The sequence below is a fragment of the Enterobacter sp. SA187 genome (genome assembly GCF_001888805.2).
Taxonomy (GTDB): domain Bacteria; phylum Pseudomonadota; class Gammaproteobacteria; order Enterobacterales; family Enterobacteriaceae; genus Enterobacter_D.
Window position 1 is genome coordinate 1,931,188 of the sequence record NZ_CP019113.1, and the last position, 16,087, is coordinate 1,947,274.

15 protein-coding genes are annotated in these 16,087 nt (G+C 56.3%); 12 read left to right on the forward strand and 3 right to left on the reverse strand.

Annotation, left to right across the window (positions count from 1 at the left end; all coding sequences use genetic code 11):
• From murD to mutT, 12 genes are all read left to right on the forward strand, one after another.
• On the forward strand, positions 1-1,317 hold the full coding sequence (gene murD, locus BMF08_RS09215) for a UDP-N-acetylmuramoyl-L-alanine--D-glutamate ligase (protein WP_072570600.1): 1,317 nt from the start codon (positions 1-3) through the stop codon (positions 1,315-1,317).
• Positions 1,317-2,561, forward strand: a complete 1,245-nt coding sequence (ftsW, locus tag BMF08_RS09220; protein ID WP_072570602.1) for a cell division protein FtsW — start codon at positions 1,317-1,319, stop codon at positions 2,559-2,561. Before murD ends, ftsW begins: the two co-directional genes overlap by 1 nt.
• A complete protein-coding gene (murG, locus tag BMF08_RS09225) occupies positions 2,558-3,625 on the forward strand; it encodes an undecaprenyldiphospho-muramoylpentapeptide beta-N-acetylglucosaminyltransferase (RefSeq protein ID WP_072570603.1) in 1,068 nt (355 codons plus the stop codon). The genes ftsW and murG overlap by 4 nt, the downstream gene beginning before the upstream one ends.
• A gap of 55 nt (positions 3,626-3,680) precedes the next feature.
• On the forward strand, positions 3,681-5,156 hold the full coding sequence (gene murC, locus BMF08_RS09230; RefSeq protein ID WP_072570605.1) for a UDP-N-acetylmuramate--L-alanine ligase: 1,476 nt from the start codon (positions 3,681-3,683) through the stop codon (positions 5,154-5,156).
• Positions 5,149-6,069 carry a D-alanine--D-alanine ligase gene (locus tag BMF08_RS09235; protein WP_072570607.1) on the forward strand — a complete coding sequence of 307 codons (921 nt, stop codon included), beginning with the start codon at positions 5,149-5,151 and terminating at the stop codon, positions 6,067-6,069. Before murC ends, BMF08_RS09235 begins: the two co-directional genes overlap by 8 nt.
• Before the next feature lies 1 nt (position 6,070).
• Complete coding sequence (gene ftsQ, locus BMF08_RS09240; protein WP_072570608.1) at positions 6,071-6,904, forward strand: cell division protein FtsQ; 834 nt, start codon at positions 6,071-6,073, stop codon at positions 6,902-6,904.
• Positions 6,901-8,157: a cell division protein FtsA gene (gene ftsA / locus BMF08_RS09245; RefSeq protein WP_072570610.1), complete on the forward strand. Its 1,257-nt coding sequence runs from the start codon at positions 6,901-6,903 to the stop codon at positions 8,155-8,157. The genes ftsQ and ftsA overlap by 4 nt, the downstream gene beginning before the upstream one ends.
• Before the next feature lie 61 nt (positions 8,158-8,218).
• Positions 8,219-9,370, forward strand: a complete 1,152-nt coding sequence (gene ftsZ / locus BMF08_RS09250; protein WP_072570612.1) for a cell division protein FtsZ — start codon at positions 8,219-8,221, stop codon at positions 9,368-9,370.
• Between the two features lie 100 nt (positions 9,371-9,470).
• Positions 9,471-10,388: a UDP-3-O-acyl-N-acetylglucosamine deacetylase gene (gene lpxC, locus BMF08_RS09255; protein ID WP_072570614.1), complete on the forward strand. Its 918-nt coding sequence runs from the start codon at positions 9,471-9,473 to the stop codon at positions 10,386-10,388.
• A 290-nt stretch (positions 10,389-10,678) separates the two neighbouring features.
• Positions 10,679-11,182 carry a secA translation cis-regulator SecM gene (gene secM / locus BMF08_RS09260; protein WP_072570616.1) on the forward strand — a complete coding sequence of 168 codons (504 nt, stop codon included), beginning with the start codon at positions 10,679-10,681 and terminating at the stop codon, positions 11,180-11,182.
• Between the two features lie 61 nt (positions 11,183-11,243).
• Positions 11,244-13,949, forward strand: a complete 2,706-nt coding sequence (gene secA, locus BMF08_RS09265) for a preprotein translocase subunit SecA (RefSeq protein ID WP_072570618.1) — start codon at positions 11,244-11,246, stop codon at positions 13,947-13,949.
• Positions 13,950-14,009: 60 nt separating this feature from the next.
• Positions 14,010-14,402 carry an 8-oxo-dGTP diphosphatase MutT gene (mutT, locus tag BMF08_RS09270; protein WP_072570620.1) on the forward strand — a complete coding sequence of 131 codons (393 nt, stop codon included), beginning with the start codon at positions 14,010-14,012 and terminating at the stop codon, positions 14,400-14,402.
• Here mutT and yacG read toward each other — a convergent pair.
• Genes yacG through coaE form a run of 3 tightly spaced genes read right to left on the reverse strand, consistent with a single transcriptional unit; the run spans position 14,399 to position 15,966 of the window.
• Complete coding sequence (gene yacG, locus BMF08_RS09275) at positions 14,399-14,593, reverse strand: DNA gyrase inhibitor YacG (RefSeq protein ID WP_072570622.1); 195 nt, start codon at positions 14,591-14,593, stop codon at positions 14,399-14,401. The two genes, mutT and yacG, sit on opposite strands and share 4 nt — an antisense overlap.
• 9 nt (positions 14,594-14,602) lie before the next feature.
• Positions 14,603-15,346 carry a cell division protein ZapD gene (gene zapD / locus BMF08_RS09280; RefSeq protein ID WP_072570624.1) on the reverse strand — a complete coding sequence of 248 codons (744 nt, stop codon included), beginning with the start codon at positions 15,344-15,346 and terminating at the stop codon, positions 14,603-14,605.
• Complete coding sequence (coaE, locus tag BMF08_RS09285; protein ID WP_072570625.1) at positions 15,346-15,966, reverse strand: dephospho-CoA kinase; 621 nt, start codon at positions 15,964-15,966, stop codon at positions 15,346-15,348. Before coaE ends, zapD begins: the two co-directional genes overlap by 1 nt.
• Positions 15,967-16,087 lie beyond the last annotated feature (121 nt).

The following is a 16,087-nucleotide window of genomic DNA, read 5'->3' on the forward strand; positions in this document are numbered from 1 at the left end:
ATGGCAGATTACCAGGGCAAAAAAGTCGTCATCATCGGGTTAGGTTTAACCGGCCTGTCCTGCGTGGACTTTTTCCTTGCGCGCGGCGTTAACCCGCGGGTAATGGACACGCGCGTTGCGCCGCCGGGGCTGGACAAGCTGCCGGAAACGGTGGAGCGCCATCTTGGTAGTCTGAATGACGACTGGCTGCTGGCCGCCGATCTGATTGTCGCCAGTCCGGGTATGGCGCTGGCGCATCCGTCCCTCAGCGCCGCCGCCGATGAAGGCGTGGAGATTATCGGCGACATCGAACTGTTTTGCCGTGAAGCCCAGGCACCGATCGTCGCCATTACCGGTTCAAACGGAAAAAGCACCGTCACCACCCTGGTGGGCGAAATGGCGAAAGCTGCGGGTATGAACGTTGGCGTCGGCGGCAATATCGGCCTGCCTGCGCTGATGCTGCTGGACAGCGCCTGTGAACTGTATGTACTGGAACTGTCGAGCTTCCAGCTGGAAACTACCACCAGCCTGCGCAGCGTGGCGGCGACGATCCTGAACGTCACTGAAGATCATATGGATCGCTATCCGTTTGGCCTCCAGCAGTATCGTGCGGCGAAATTGCGCGTCTATGAAAACGCCAAAGTCTGCGTGGTGAATGCCGATGATGCGCTGACCATGCCGGTGCGCGGCGCTGATGAACGCTGCATCAGCTTCGGCGTGGATGTGGGCGACTATCACCTGAACCGCCAGCAGGGGGAAACCTGGCTGCGCGTGAAGGGCGAAAAGGTGCTGAACGTAAAAGAGATGAAGCTTACGGGGCAGCATAACTACACCAATGCGCTGGCGGCGCTGGCGCTGGCGGATGCCGCCGGTATACCGCGCGCCAGCAGCCTGAAAGCGCTAACCACCTTCACCGGTCTCGCGCACCGTTTCCAGCTGGCCCTTGAGCATAACGGCGTGCGCTGGATCAACGACTCCAAAGCCACCAACGTCGGCAGCACCGAAGCGGCGCTGAACGGCCTGCAGGTGGACGGCACCTTACATTTACTGCTCGGCGGCGACGGCAAATCCGCCGATTTCTCGCCGCTGGCGCGTTATCTGACCGGCGATCGTGTTCGCCTGTACTGCTTTGGCCGCGACGGCGCTGAACTTGCCGCGCTGCGTCCGGACATTGCCGTGCAAACGGAAACCATGGAACAGGCGATGCGCCTGATCGCGCCGCAGGTAAAAGCCGGGGACATGGTGTTGCTGTCGCCCGCCTGCGCCAGTCTCGATCAGTTTAAGAATTTCGAACAACGGGGCGATCTCTTTACCCGTCTGGCGAGGGAGTTAGGCTGATGCGTTTATCGCTACCGCGCCTTCGACTGCCGCGCCTGCCGGGGATGGGTATCCTTGGCTGGGCTGGCTCGGCACTTCGTGGCTGGGTCATGGGATCCCGTGAGAAAGACACCGACAGTCTGATCATGTATGACCGCATGCTGCTGTGGCTGACGCTTGGCCTGGGTGCGGTAGGTTTTATCATGGTGACCTCGGCGTCGATGCCGGTCGGCCAGCGCCTGACTAACGATCCGTTCTTCTTCGCCAAACGTGACGCGCTGTACCTGTTCCTCGCGTTTTGTCTGGCGGTGATCACCCTGCGTCTGCCGATGACCTTCTGGCAGCGCTACAGCTCGGCGATGCTGATCCTCGCCATTATCATGCTGCTGCTGGTTCTGGTGGTGGGCAGCTCGATCAACGGGGCATCGCGCTGGATCGATTTAGGGCTGATGCGTTTCCAGCCCGCGGAATTTACCAAGCTATCGCTGTTCTGCTATCTGGCGAACTACCTGGTGCGTAAGGTTGATGAGGTGCGAAATAACCTGCGCGGCTTCTTAAAACCGATGGGCGTGATCCTCGTGCTGGCGGTGTTACTGCTGGCGCAGCCTGACCTCGGTACGGTGGTGGTGCTCTTTGTCACCACGCTGGCGATGCTGTTTCTGGCGGGCGCCAAGCTGTGGCAGTTCATCGCCATTATCGGCATGGGCATCTCCGCGGTGGTGCTGCTGATCCTCGCCGAACCCTATCGTATCCGCCGCGTGACCTCTTTCTGGCGTCCGTGGGACGATCCGTTCGGCAGCGGTTACCAGCTTACGCAGTCGCTGATGGCGTTTGGTCGCGGCGAATTGTGGGGGCAGGGGCTGGGGAATTCGGTACAGAAACTGGAATATCTGCCCGAAGCGCATACTGACTTTATCTTCGCCATTATTGGTGAGGAACTGGGTTATATCGGTGTGGTACTGGCGCTTTTGATGGTATTCTTCGTCGCTTTCCGCGCCATGTCCATCGGTCGCAAGGCGCTGGAGATCGATCAGCGTTTTTCCGGCTTTCTGGCCTGTTCGATCGGCGTCTGGTTTAGCTTCCAGGCGCTGGTTAACGTCGGTGCGGCGGCGGGTATGCTGCCAACCAAGGGTCTGACGCTACCGCTGATCAGTTACGGTGGTTCCAGTCTGTTGATTATGTCGACGGCGATCATGCTGCTGTTACGTATTGATTATGAAACTCGTCTGGAAAAAGCCCAGGCGTTTACACGAGGTGTTCGATGAGTGTTCAGGCGAAGCGATTAATGGTGATGGCTGGCGGTACCGGTGGACACGTGTTCCCCGGGCTGGCGGTTGCGCATCATTTAATGGCTGAGGGCTGGCAGGTTCGCTGGCTGGGCACCGCCGACCGAATGGAAGCGGATTTAGTGCCGAAACACGGCATTGAGATCGATTTTATCCGTATTTCCGGCCTGCGCGGGAAAGGCGTGAAAGCCCTGCTGCTGGCGCCGCTGCGAATTTTCAACGCCTGGCGTCAGGCGCGCGCAATCATGAAGCGCTTTCGCCCGGACGTGGTGCTGGGGATGGGCGGTTATGTGTCAGGCCCTGGTGGGCTGGCGGCGTGGTCGCTGGGCATTCCCGTGGTGCTGCATGAGCAGAACGGCATCGCTGGCCTGACCAACAAGTGGCTGGCGAAAATCGCCAGAACGGTGATGCAGGCGTTTCCCGGTGCCTTTGCCAATGCAGAGGTGGTCGGCAACCCGGTGCGTACTGATGTCCTGGCGCTGCCGCTGCCGCAGGATCGCCTTGCAGGCCGTGAAGGGCCGGTGCGCGTGCTGGTGGTGGGCGGCTCCCAGGGCGCGCGCATTCTGAACCAGACCATGCCGCAGGTCGCCGCGAAGCTCGCTGACCGCGTCACCATCTGGCATCAGAGCGGCAAAGGCGCGCAGCAGACCGTCGAACAGGCGTATGCGGAAAACGGTCAACCGCAGCACAAAGTGACCGAATTTATTGACGACATGGCCGCCGCTTACGCCTGGGCCGATGTCGTGGTCTGCCGTTCCGGCGCGTTGACCGTAAGCGAAATTGCCGCCGCCGGTTTACCGGCGTTGTTTGTACCCTTCCAGCACAAAGATCGGCAGCAGTACTGGAATGCCCTGCCGCTTGAAAAAGCGAGCGCGGCAAAGATCCTCGAACAGCCGCAGTTTACCGTCGATGCCGTGGCAGAGACGCTGGCGGGCTGGGATCGCAGAACATTATTAATGATGGCAGAGCGCGCACGTGCCGCCGCCATACCGGATGCAACCGATCGGGTTGCCAGAGCAGTATGCCTTGCAGCACAGGCATAAAGATCGCGACGCCTTTTGCGTCGCACGAATTTTTGAAGTCGATGGCGTTTAGAGAATGAATACACAACAACTGGCGAAACTGCGTTCTATCGTGCCCGAGATGCGTCGCGTCCGGCACATTCACTTTGTTGGCATTGGCGGTGCCGGTATGGGCGGTATCGCTGAAGTGCTGGCCAACGAAGGCTATCAGATCAGCGGCTCCGATCTGGCGCCCAATCCGGTGACGCAGCAGTTGTCTTCCCTCGGCGCGACCATTTATTTCAATCACCGTCCGGAAAACGTGCTGGATGCCAGCGTGGTGGTGGTGTCGAGCGCCATTACCGCGGATAACCCGGAGATCGTCGCCGCTCATGAAGCGCGCATTCCGGTGATCCGCCGCGCTGAAATGCTGGCGGAGTTAATGCGTTTTCGTCACGGTATCGCCATCGCCGGTACGCACGGTAAAACCACCACCACGGCGATGGTGGCCAGTATTTATGCGGAAGCAGGGCTGGATCCGACCTTCGTTAACGGCGGTCTGGTGAAAGCGGCGGGCGTGCATGCGCGTCTGGGTCACAGCCGTTATCTCATCGCCGAGGCGGATGAGAGCGATGCCTCTTTCCTGCATTTGCAGCCGATGGTGGCGATTGTCACCAATATCGAAGCCGATCATATGGATACCTACCAGGGCGACTTCGAAAATTTAAAGCAGACGTTCATTAATTTTCTGCACAACCTGCCGTTTTATGGCCGTGCGGTGATGTGCGTGGACGATGGCGTGATCCGTGAACTGCTGCCGCGTGTGGGACGTCAGACGACCACTTATGGCTTCAGCGATGATGCGGATGTACGCATCGAAAATTATCGCCAGACCGGGCCGCAGGGTCACTTTACGCTGCTGCGTCAGGACAAGCCTGCGCTGCACGTAACGCTGAACGCGCCGGGTCGCCATAACGCACTGAACGCAGCGGCGGCGGTAGCGGTCGCTACAGAAGAGGGTATCGACGATGCGGCGATCCTGCGCGCGCTGGAAAGTTTCCAGGGCACCGGCCGTCGTTTCGATTTCCTCGGTGAATTCCCGTTAGAAACGGTGAACGGGAAAGCAGGCACCGCGATGCTGGTTGATGATTACGGTCATCACCCGACGGAAGTGGACGCCACGATCAAAGCGGCGCGCGCGGGCTGGCCGGAAAAAAATCTGATCATGATCTTCCAGCCGCACCGCTATACCCGTACCCGCGATCTGTATGACGATTTCGCCAACGTGCTGACGCAGGTGGATACCCTGCTGATGCTGGATGTGTATTCCGCCGGCGAAACGCCGATCCCGGGCGCAGACAGCCGTTCGCTTTGCCGTACCATTCGTGGTCGCGGTAAAATCGACCCGATCCTTGTGCCGGATCACGCGCAGGTGGCGGCGATGCTGGCGCCGGTATTAACCGGCAACGATCTGATTCTGGTGCAGGGCGCAGGCAATATCGGCAAAATTGCCCGCAGCCTTGCTGAAAGTAAACTGAAACCGCAAACCCAGGAGGAAGAACATCATGGCTGAGAAAGTTGCCGTCCTCTTTGGCGGAACCTCTGCGGAACGTGACGTATCGCTGAATTCCGGCGCGGCAGTGCTGGCCGGTCTGCGCGAAGGGGGCGTTGATGCCCATCCTGTTGATCCGCGCGATACCGATGTCACGCAGTTAAAAGCGCTCGGCTATCAGAAAGTGTTTATTGCCCTGCACGGTCGCGGGGGAGAAGATGGCACGTTACAGGGATTGCTGGAGCTGATCGGGCTGCCTTATACCGGCAGCGGCGTGATGGCGTCGGCGATCTCCATGGACAAACTGCGCAGCAAATTGTTGTGGCAGGGCGCGGGTTTACCGGTCGCGCCCTGGGTGGCGCTAACCCGTAAGGCCTTCGAAGCGGGTCTTGATGACGCCGTTACGGCACAGATTTCCGCGCTGGGCTTACCGCTGATTGTGAAGCCGAGCCGCGAGGGCTCCAGCGTGGGCATGTCAAAAGTCACCGAAGCCAGTGCATTACAGGATGCATTGACAATGGCTTTTCAACATGATGAAGATGTTCTTATTGAAAAATGGCTCAGTGGCCCGGAATTTACGCTGGCCGTGCTCGGTGAAGAAATTTTACCGTCAATTCGCATCCAACCCGCTGGAACCTTCTATGATTATGAGGCGAAGTATCTCTCTGATGAGACACAATATTTCTGTCCTTCCGGTTTAGAAGCAGGCGATGAATCGCATTTACGCGATCTGGTGCAAAAAGCATGGACCGCGTTAGGCTGTCAGGGCTGGGGTCGCATTGACGCCATGCAGGACAGCGATGGCCAGTTTTATCTCCTGGAAGCGAATACCTCGCCGGGCATGACCAGCCATAGTCTGGTGCCGATGGCGGCGCGCCAGGCGGGAATGAGCTTCTCGCAGCTGGTTGTAAGAATTTTGGCATTGGCGGACTGATATGTCGCAGGCGGCACTGAACACGCGCAACCAGAGTGAGGAAGACGTTAGCTCCTCACGACGGAATAATGGAACGCGTCTGGCAGGGATTATTTTCCTGCTTACGGTAGTGTGTACCGTGCTGGTGAGCGGCTGGATGGTGCTGGGCTGGATGGATGACGCGCAACGTTTACCCCTTTCCAGACTGGTAGTCACGGGCGAACGGCATTACACGCGTAATGATGATATTCGTCAGTCCATACTGGCGCTGGGATCGCCCGGCACCTTTATGACGCAGGACGTCAACATCATTCAGAGCCAGATCGAGCGCCTGCCGTGGATCAAACAGGCGAGCGTTCGTAAGCAATGGCCCGATGAATTGAAGATTCATCTGGTTGAATATGTGCCTATAGCGCGGTGGAATGATCAGCACATGGTGGATGCCGACGGCAATTCGTTCAGCGTACCTGCGGATCGCGTCAGTAAAGAGGGATTACCTCTGCTGTACGGTCCCGAAGGCAGCGAAAACGAAGTTTTGCAGGGCTACCGTGATATGGGTAAAGAGCTGGCTAAGGATAAGTTCACGTTGAAAGAGGCGGCCATGACCGCGCGGCGCTCCTGGCAATTAACGTTGAACAACGATATTAAGCTCAATCTTGGGCGGGGCGATACGATGAAACGCCTGTCCCGCTTTGTTGAACTGTACCCGGTGCTTTTGCAGCAGGCGCAGACCGATGGCAAAGAGATTAGCTACGTTGACTTGCGCTATGACTCAGGCGCGGCGGTCGGATGGAAACCGGCTCCCATTGAGGATCCTAATCAGCAACAGAATCAGGCACAGGCAGAGCAACAATGATCAAGGCGACGGACAGAAAACTGGTAGTTGGACTGGAGATTGGCACCGCGAAGGTCGCCGCTTTAGTAGGGGAAGTTCTGCCCGACGGTATGATCAATATCATTGGCGTGGGCAGCTGCCCGTCCCGTGGTATGGATAAAGGTGGGGTTAATGACCTGGAGTCCGTGGTTAAATGCGTACAGCGCGCCATTGACCAGGCCGAATTAATGGCAGACTGCCAGATTTCGTCAGTGTATCTGGCGCTTTCAGGTAAACACATCAGCTGCCAGAATGAAATTGGTATGGTGCCGATTTCAGAAGAAGAAGTGACGCAGGAAGACGTTGAAAACGTGGTGCATACCGCCAAATCCGTGCGTGTGCGCGATGAGCATCGCGTCCTGCATGTAATTCCGCAGGAGTACGCCATTGATTACCAGGAAGGGATCAAGAACCCGGTGGGTCTGTCGGGCGTGCGTATGCAGGCAAAAGTGCACTTGATCACATGTCACAACGATATGGCGAAAAACATTGTCAAAGCCGTTGAACGTTGTGGCCTGAAAGTTGACCAACTGATCTTTGCCGGACTGGCGTCCAGTTATTCTGTGCTGACAGAAGACGAACGTGAGCTGGGTGTCTGCGTTGTAGACGTCGGCGGTGGTACAATGGATATTGCCGTCTATACCGGTGGGGCGTTACGTCACACAAAAGTGATCCCTTATGCGGGGAACGTCGTCACCAGCGATATCGCCTATGCCTTCGGTACGCCGCCGAGCGATGCCGAAGCCATCAAAGTGCGCCATGGCTGCGCACTCGGCTCTATCGTCGGTAAAGACGAGAGCGTAGAAGTACCGAGCGTGGGCGGTCGTCCGCCGCGCAGCCTCCAGCGTCAGACGCTGGCGGAAGTGATTGAGCCGCGGTATACCGAACTGCTCAATCTGGTAAACGAAGAGATTTTACAGTTGCAGGAGCAGCTTCGTCAGCAGGGTGTGAAACATCATCTGGCGGCGGGGATTGTGTTAACAGGCGGTGCCGCGCAGATTGAAGGCTTAGCCGCCTGCGCACAGCGAGTGTTCCATACGCAGGTGCGTATTGGTGCGCCGCTCAATATTACCGGACTTACGGATTACGCCCAGGAGCCGTATTATTCCACGGCGGTTGGGTTGCTTCACTACGGGAAAGAGTCCCATTTGAGTGGTGAAGCAGAAGTGGAAAAACGTGTGTCAGTCGGCTCGTGGATCAAACGACTCAACAGCTGGCTGCGAAAAGAGTTTTAATTTTTCAGAGACCGGAGAATATTAGCGGTCTCAGGCGACAGGCACAAAACGGAGAGAAATTATGTTTGAACCTATGGAACTGACCAACGACGCGGTGATTAAAGTCATCGGCGTCGGTGGTGGCGGCGGTAACGCCGTCGAACACATGGTGCGCGAACGCATCGAAGGTGTGGAATTCTTCGCGGTGAATACTGACGCTCAGGCGTTGCGTAAAACTGCGGTGGGTCAAACCATTCAGATTGGCGGCGGCATCACCAAAGGTCTGGGAGCAGGCGCTAACCCGGAAGTCGGTCGCAATGCGGCAGAAGAAGATCGTGAAGCACTGCGTGCGGCGCTGGATGGCGCAGACATGGTGTTTATCGCAGCGGGCATGGGCGGCGGTACCGGTACCGGTGCAGCGCCAGTCGTCGCTGAAGTAGCAAAAGATTTGGGTATTCTGACCGTTGCTGTCGTGACCAAGCCTTTCAATTTCGAAGGCAAGAAGCGTATGGCGTTTGCGGAGCAGGGTATCACTGAGCTGTCCAAGCATGTGGATTCGCTGATCACCATTCCTAACGACAAACTGCTGAAAGTGCTGGGGCGCGGTATCTCCCTGCTGGATGCGTTTGGCGCGGCGAATGACGTGTTAAAAGGCGCAGTGCAGGGTATCGCTGAGCTGATCACCCGTCCGGGCCTGATGAACGTCGACTTTGCTGACGTGCGCACCGTAATGTCCGAAATGGGCTATGCGATGATGGGCTCCGGCGTAGCCAGCGGTGAAGACCGTGCGGAAGAAGCGGCAGAAATGGCGATCTCCTCCCCACTGCTGGAAGATATCGATCTGTCCGGTGCGCGCGGCGTGCTGGTTAACATCACCGCCGGCTTCGACCTGCGTCTGGATGAGTTCGAAACCGTGGGTAACACCATTCGTGCCTTCGCTTCCGATAACGCGACCGTGGTAATTGGTACGTCGCTGGATCCGGAAATGAACGACGAACTGCGCGTGACTGTGGTGGCGACCGGTATCGGCATGGACAAACGTCCGGAAATTACGCTGGTGACCAACAAGCAGACGCAGCAACCGGCCCTGGATCGTTACCAGCAGCACGGCATGGCGCCGTTGACGCAGGAACAAAAACCGGCAGCAAAAGTGGTTAACGACAATACGCCGCAGACCACCAAAGAGCCGGATTATCTGGATATCCCGGCATTTTTGCGTAAACAGGCTGATTAAGAATTGGCTGGAAGTTGGGCATCTCCGCTCTTTGTGCTAAACTGGCCCACCGGTTGTGTAGTACAATCTGGTTGGATAGGTAATTAGGCGAGATAATACGATGATCAAACAAAGGACTCTTAAACGTATCGTTCAGGCGACTGGCGTCGGTTTACATACCGGCAAGAAAGTCACACTGACGCTACGCCCTGCGCCGGCAAACACCGGGGTCATCTATCGTCGCACCGACTTGAATCCACCGGTAGATTTCCCGGCTGATGCCAAATCTGTGCGTGATACCATGCTCTGTACTTGCCTGGTCAATGAGCATGACGTACGAATTTCTACCGTAGAGCACCTTAACGCCGCTCTGGCGGGTCTGGGTATCGACAACATCATGATTGAAGTCGACGCGCCAGAAATCCCGATCATGGACGGTAGTGCCGCGCCGTTCGTTTACCTGCTACTTGATGCTGGTATCGAAGAGCTTAACTGCGCGAAGAAATTCGTTCGCATTAAAGAGACAGTTCGCGTTGAAGATGGCGATAAATGGGCTGAATTTAAACCGTACAATGGTTTCTCGTTGGACTTTACCATCGACTTCAACCATCCGGCGATTGACTCCAGCAACCAGCGCTATGCAATGAACTTCTCTGCCGATGCGTTCATGCGTCAGATCAGCCGTGCGCGTACTTTCGGCTTCATGCGTGATATCGAATATCTGCAATCCCGTGGTTTGTGCCTGGGCGGTAGTTTCGATTGTGCCATCGTCGTTGACGATTATCGCGTACTGAACGAAGACGGTCTGCGTTTTGAAGACGAATTCGTACGTCACAAAATGCTGGATGCGATTGGCGACCTGTTTATGTGTGGTCACAATATCATCGGCGCATTTACCGCGTACAAATCCGGTCACGCACTGAACAACAAACTGTTGCAGGCAGTCCTGGCAAAACAGGAAGCCTGGGAATATGTTACGTTCCAGGACGAGGCAGAAATGCCGCTGGCGTTCAAAGCACCGACAATGGTTCTGGCGTAACAGTCCATACCATTATTAAAATTCGGCTGGCAAACCTGGCACTCTCTCCGGTCAGGGGTGTCAGCCGTTTTTGTTTTTAAATCACGGTATTCCGCTTCTTCTGCCCGCCCGTTACTCCTCTTACGGTTTTCAGCATTTTTCCTGGTGCGTTCGGTGTTTTCTTAAGCAGTTTTACCTCTTCCACGCCTTCATTACTGCTGTCCTGTCACGCCATTAGTGGTAATATTTGGGCGCACAAAAACGAATACACAAATAAACCTGTGCAGGTTTGCATCATTCAGGTGAGGTAAGTGAGCGGATTACTGACGCGCTGGCGACAATTTGGCAGACGCTACTTCTGGCCGCATCTCTTGTTAGGGATGGTCGCGGCGAGTCTCGGCCTCCCCACGCTCAATAACAACGCTGACGCCGCGCAACCCGCCAGAACCGCTGCCAGTAATCACGATCGCATCACTCCGGTTAACTTCACCAGCCTTGCGCTGCTGGAAGCAAACCGCCGACCCAGTTTTACCGTGGATTACTGGCATCAGCACGCGATCCGCACGGTTATCCGCCATCTCTCTTTTGCTATGGCGCCGCAGACGCTGTCCGTCGCGGAAGCGCCATTGCCTGGCGAGGCGCACCACCGCGCGCTGCTGGATACGCTCAATGCCTTACTGACGCTGGAGAGAAAACCTCCGGTCATTGTTCGTCAGTACATCACTGCCTCATCGTTCTCCCCGACGGCGTTTAACGTCTCTGCCTGGCTGAGCCAGGTGCAGGGGATCCGCGCCGGACCTCAACGCCTCAGCTGATCTTTTCTGGTGTTTTCCTTTTTATTAGACTCCGCGAAGCGGGGCGTTTGAGATTTTTATTATGCTAATCAAATTATTAACAAAAGTTTTTGGTAGTCGTAACGACCGTACCCTGCGCCGTATGCGTAAAGTGGTGGGTGTCATTAACAGCATGGAACCGGCGATGGAAAAGCTCACCGACGATGAGCTGAAAGCGAAAACCGGTGAATTCCGTGCGCGTCTGGAAAAGGGCGAAACCGTTGAAAGCCTGATCCCGGAAGCCTTTGCGGTGGTGCGCGAAGCCAGTAAACGCGTGTTCGGTATGCGTCACTTTGACGTACAGCTGCTGGGCGGCATGGTGCTGAACGAACGCTGCATCGCCGAGATGCGTACCGGTGAAGGTAAAACTCTGACCGCAACCCTGCCCGCTTACCTGAACGCCCTGAGCGGTAAAGGCGTGCACGTGGTTACCGTCAACGACTATCTGGCGCAGCGTGACGCCGAAAACAACCGTCCACTGTTTGAGTTCCTCGGCCTGACGGTGGGCATCAACCTGCCTAATATGCCCGCTCCGGCGAAGCGCGAAGCTTATGCCGCTGACATCACCTACGGTACCAACAACGAATACGGCTTTGACTACCTGCGCGATAATATGGCCTTCAGCCCTGAAGAGCGAGTGCAGCGTAAGCTTCACTACGCGCTGGTGGATGAGGTGGACTCCATCCTTATCGATGAAGCCCGTACGCCGCTGATCATTTCCGGCCCGGCTGAAGACAGCTCTGAAATGTACATGCGCGTCAACAAAATCATTCCTAACCTGATCCGTCAGGAAAAAGAAGACTCCGACACCTTCCAGGGTGAAGGTCACTTCTCGGTGGACGAAAAATCCCGCCAGGTGAACATCACCGAGCGCGGTCTGGTGCTGGTGGAAGAGCTGCTGGTCAAAGAAGGCATTATGGAAGAGGGCGAGTCACTGTACTCTCCGGCCAACATCATGCTGATGCACCACGTTACCGCTGCGCTGCGTGCGCACGTGCTCTTTACCCGTGACGTTGACTACATCGTGAAAGACGGCGAAGTCATCATCGTTGATGAGCACACCGGGCGTACCATGCAGGGCCGTCGCTGGTCTGATGGTCTGCACCAGGCGGTTGAAGCCAAAGAAGGCGTGCAAATCCAGAACGAGAACCAGACGCTGGCGTCCATCACCTTCCAGAACTATTTCCGCCTGTATGAAAAACTGGCCGGTATGACCGGTACCGCGGACACCGAAGCCTTCGAATTCAGCTCTATCTATAAGCTGGATACGGTGGTGGTGCCGACCAACCGTCCGATGATCCGTAAAGATATGCCGGATCTGGTCTACATGACCGAAGCGGAAAAAATTCAGGCCATTATCGAAGATATTAAAGAGCGTACCGCCAAAGGCCAGCCGGTGCTGGTGGGTACTATCTCCATTGAGAAATCAGAAGTGGTGTCTCAGGAACTGGAAAAAGCGGGTATCAAGCACAACGTGCTGAACGCCAAGTTCCACGCCAACGAAGCGGCCATCGTCGCACAGGCGGGTTATCCGTCAGCGGTGACCATCGCCACCAACATGGCGGGTCGTGGTACGGATATCGTGCTGGGCGGTAGCTGGCAGGCAGAGCTTGCTGAACTTGAAGATCCAACCCCGGAGCAGATCGCGCAGATTAAAGCCGACTGGCAGGCGCGTCACGATGCCGTGCTGGCGTCCGGCGGTCTGCACATCATCGGTACCGAACGTCACGAATCCCGTCGTATCGATAACCAGCTGCGTGGCCGTTCTGGTCGTCAGGGCGATGCAGGTTCTTCACGCTTCTACCTGTCGATGGAAGATGCGCTGATGCGTATTTTTGCCTCTGACCGTGTGTCGGGCATGATGCGTAAACTGGGTATGAAGCCGGGCGAAGCTATCGAACACCCGTGGGTGACCAAAGCTATTGCCAACGCTCAGCGTAAAGTGGAAAGCCGTAACTTCGATATTCGTAAGCAGCTGCTGGAATATGATGATGTGGCGAACGATCAGCGTCGTGCGATTTACACCCAGCGTAACGAACTGCTGGACGTGTCCGACGTAAGCGAAACCATCAACAGCATCCGCGAAGATGTCTTCAAGGCAACCATCGATGCGCACATTCCGCCGCAGTCGCTGGAAGAAATGTGGGACATCCCTGGTCTGCAGGAACGTCTGAAAAACGATTTCGATCTGGAACTGCCGATTGCCGAGTGGCTGGATAAAGAGCCAGAGCTGCACGAAGAAACCCTGCGCGAGCGTATTCTGACTCAGGCGGTTGAAGTCTACAAACGCAAAGAAGAGATCGTGGGCGCGGAGATGATGCGCCACTTCGAAAAAGGCGTGATGCTGCAAACGCTGGATTCCCTGTGGAAAGAGCACCTTGCGGCCATGGATTATCTGCGTCAGGGTATTCACCTGCGCGGTTATGCGCAGAAAGATCCGAAGCAGGAATACAAGCGTGAATCCTTCGCCATGTTCGCGGCGATGCTCGAATCCCTGAAGTACGAAGTGATCAGCACCCTGAGCAAGGTGCAGGTGCGCGAACCGGAAGAAGTGGAAGAGATGGAGCAGCAGCGTCGTCAGGAAGCTGAACGTCTGGCGCAGATGCAACAGCTCAGCCACCAGACCGACGAAGCTGAAGCCGCAGAAGCGCTGGCCGCACAGACCGGCGAACGCAAAGTGGGTCGTAACGATCCCTGCCCGTGCGGTTCCGGTAAGAAATTCAAACAGTGTCATGGCCGTCTGAACTGATCCTGTCACGACCACCACAAAAGGCGCAGATATCTGCGCCTTTTTTATGGAGCGAAATGAATGAAAGTACTGCATATTTCTGCCGGCATCATCCGCAATGCGCAGGGTGAAATCTTTATTACCCAGCGCGCTGCCGACGCGCATATGGCAAACAAAAAAGAGTTTCCCGGCGGCAAAATCGAAGCGGGTGAAACCCCGGAGCAGGCGCTGGTGCGCGAGCTGGAAGAAGAGGTGGGGATTGTCGTCACCAGCGCGCAGCTGTACGAGCGGCTGGAGTACAGCTACCCGGAACTGCATATTACGCTGTGGTTCTATCTGGTGGAAAGCTGGGAAGGCGAACCCTGGGGCAGGGAAGGTCAACCGGGCGGCTGGATAGCGCAGCAGGCGCTGAATGCGGACGATTTCCCGCCCGCGAACGCGCCTATCGTCACCCGGTTACACCAGGAACTTTAGGGCTTCTCTTCGCTCCAGTCGTCGCTGTCATTAAGCTCGCCGGAGCTCGGGATGCGTTTTTCTTCTGCGGCCCACTCGCCGAGATCGATCAGCTGGCAGCGTTTAGAACAAAACGGGCGAAACGGGCTGACGTCGCCCCAGACAACTTTTTTCCCGCAGGTCGGGCAGTTTACGATCATAACTTCAGACATATCAGTTCCTTAACAGCAGGCCAGTTCAAAATCCAGACGCTCAGGGATCACGCCATTTTCACTGTCCAGCGGCAGGAAGCGAATGGCGAAGCGGCTTTTATGGCCGGAAATTTGCGGATAGAGCGCATCCGACAGCGCAAGTTGCAGACGCAGTAAATCGGCATCCTCGCCGTTATCCTGGTAAAAACCATGCAGGCTGGTCTGCTTACGGAATGGCGCGGAATTACGCACTAATTCGAGGATCAGGGTTAACGTCTGGGTCAGGGGCTGCAGGCTGTTAAGCCAGACGCTGACCTGCTCATCCCGTTGCGCCTGGGGTAAATGCAGCCACAGGTGCAGCGTCGGCAAATCAAAGCTACAGCAGCCGCCGGGAATGCTCAGACGCTGGCGAACCAGGCCAATGAGTTTATCTTCACGCAATAACTGGCCGATGCGCGGGGCCGACATCAGCGTCGTGCTGCACTGTCTGAGCTGATCGCTGAGAGCGGCGATCCGCTCCTGATCCACGCCCGGCACTTCGACCCAGGCTTTAAGTTTACGCTGCTGGCGCTCCAGCTCTTTTAACAATTCTGTGCGTACTTCCCCGCGTTCGAACACATCCAGCAGGTCGCCGATATTACGGAAAAAATGCAGCGCGTCGGTGGAATCAGCGATGGGTAAACGGCATGACAGCTGCTGGACCAAAAATTCAATGCGCAACCAGGTGCGCATTTTTTCATTAAGCGGATGTTCAAAGAGGACATGGGTGTGCATTACGCTTTTTCCTGTGAAACGGCCCGGGCGGCGTAGCTAAGGTACGCGGCATGCAGGCGGGCAACATCCGATGCCACGGCATCTGGTGCGCCATTATTGTCAATAATATCGTCAGCGATGGCCAGGCGAGCTTCCCGCGTCGCCTGCGCGGCGAGTATATGTTCGGCATGTTCGCGTGTTACGCCATCGCGCTGCATGGTGCGAGAGAGTTGTATTTCAGGCGAGACGTCCACCACCAGCACCCGATCGGCTTTGGTATGTAACTGGTTTTCCACCAGTAACGGAACGACCCATAAGACATAAGGGGATGTCGCCTGGGCAATCTGGCGCTGGGTTTCCTGATGAATTAAAGGATGCAGTAAGGCGTTAAGCCAGGCTTTTTCTGCCGGGGAGGAAAAAATGCGTTCGCGCAGCACGCGACGATTTAACGTCCCGTCTGCGTTAATCACCGTATCGCCGAAGTGCTCGCCGATGGCAGCCAGCGCGGGCGTACCCGGTTCCACCACCTGGCGGGCGATAACATCAGCGTCTACTACGTTAACCCCACAGCGGGAGAAAGCGTTTGCGACAGTGGTTTTGCCACTGCCAATACCCCCGGTTAAGGCGACCGTATACCCCATAAAACAAAATCCCAAAATGGTCAGCCAGACGACGACCGGTCAATTTATTTGTTTCGTAAATCAATCGGTTATAATTCGTACAGAAAACGGGGCGTCAGATGCGGCGAAACTGAGCCGTTTT

Bases quoted from the DNA above. Each gene is read 5' to 3' on its own strand.
- mutT (WP_072570620.1), top strand. From the start codon at position 14,010: ATGAAAGTACTGCATATTTCTGCCGGCATCATCCGCAATGCGCAGGGT.
- lpxC (WP_072570614.1), top strand. From the start codon at position 9,471: ATGATCAAACAAAGGACTCTTAAACGTATCGTTCAGGCGACTGGCGTC.
- murD (WP_072570600.1), top strand. From the start codon at position 1: ATGGCAGATTACCAGGGCAAAAAAGTCGTCATCATCGGGTTAGGTTTA.
- murG (WP_072570603.1), top strand. From the start codon at position 2,558: ATGAGTGTTCAGGCGAAGCGATTAATGGTGATGGCTGGCGGTACCGGT.
- coaE (WP_072570625.1), bottom strand. From the start codon at position 15,966: ATGGGGTATACGGTCGCCTTAACCGGGGGTATTGGCAGTGGCAAAACC.
- ftsQ (WP_072570608.1), top strand. From the start codon at position 6,071: ATGTCGCAGGCGGCACTGAACACGCGCAACCAGAGTGAGGAAGACGTT.
- yacG (WP_072570622.1), bottom strand. From the start codon at position 14,593: ATGTCTGAAGTTATGATCGTAAACTGCCCGACCTGCGGGAAAAAAGTT.
- murC (WP_072570605.1), top strand. From the start codon at position 3,681: ATGAATACACAACAACTGGCGAAACTGCGTTCTATCGTGCCCGAGATG.
- secA (WP_072570618.1), top strand. From the start codon at position 11,244: ATGCTAATCAAATTATTAACAAAAGTTTTTGGTAGTCGTAACGACCGT.
- ftsZ (WP_072570612.1), top strand. From the start codon at position 8,219: ATGTTTGAACCTATGGAACTGACCAACGACGCGGTGATTAAAGTCATC.
- ftsA (WP_072570610.1), top strand. From the start codon at position 6,901: ATGATCAAGGCGACGGACAGAAAACTGGTAGTTGGACTGGAGATTGGC.
- zapD (WP_072570624.1), bottom strand. From the start codon at position 15,346: ATGCACACCCATGTCCTCTTTGAACATCCGCTTAATGAAAAAATGCGC.
- ftsW (WP_072570602.1), top strand. From the start codon at position 1,317: ATGCGTTTATCGCTACCGCGCCTTCGACTGCCGCGCCTGCCGGGGATG.
- BMF08_RS09235 (WP_072570607.1), top strand. From the start codon at position 5,149: ATGGCTGAGAAAGTTGCCGTCCTCTTTGGCGGAACCTCTGCGGAACGT.